Raw genomic sequence first — 583 nt, 5'->3', positions numbered from 1 at the left:
CAATAGAACTGGTGCATAACGGAAAAATCATCGGACTCACTCACGCGGGTATTCCTGGGGGCGATTTCCGAGAATTAACAAAATCCAACCCCGATCGGGTAGCGCAATATAGCGCTATGACACAGTTCGAAAAAGCACTCTCACAATCCGATGAAACCTTTGCCGAAAGAGACTTCATCAAAGGGGCGTCGCTTTGCGTACATGGCCACACCATTATGCCGTTATCACCAAAACTAGTAGGCAATCAACTGTACCTAGATACCGCCTGTCAGTCAGCTGACTACCACATCGATAGCATAGAACCCAGCGCCTTCCTCACCATCCTCAAATTTAACGAAGCCGGCCACGCTGAACTATTACGAATATTTCGCGATGACTACAGCAAGATCCAAATTGATACACCCTTTGGGCACATTGAAGAGCAAATCAACGCACTCATCCAATAGATTAGACGAAGCAGCGACAAGCCAGGCATGAATAAGAATCAAGCAATCAACGCACTCAAGACCGGTAGAACACTGACTCACCGAACGTTTACCACAGAGGAATGGATTACTTGCAGGGATGGCCTCTATTTCTTCGA

Annotated in this window: 1 protein-coding gene; it reads left to right on the top strand. The window is 47.0% G+C overall.

Annotation, left to right across the window (positions count from 1 at the left end; genetic code table 11):
* Positions 1-446, top strand: a 446-nt coding sequence (locus AB4585_RS25285) for a hypothetical protein (RefSeq protein WP_372171521.1), incomplete at its 5' end; no start/stop codon positions are given.
* Positions 447-583 lie beyond the last annotated feature (137 nt).

It is taken from the genome of Vibrio sp. 10N.222.49.C9 (genome assembly GCF_041474985.1).
GTDB classification, from domain to species: domain Bacteria; phylum Pseudomonadota; class Gammaproteobacteria; order Enterobacterales; family Vibrionaceae; genus Vibrio; species Vibrio crassostreae_C.
The sequence above is the reverse complement of the archived record's forward strand: the minus strand, read 5'-3'. Positions and strand labels throughout refer to the sequence as shown.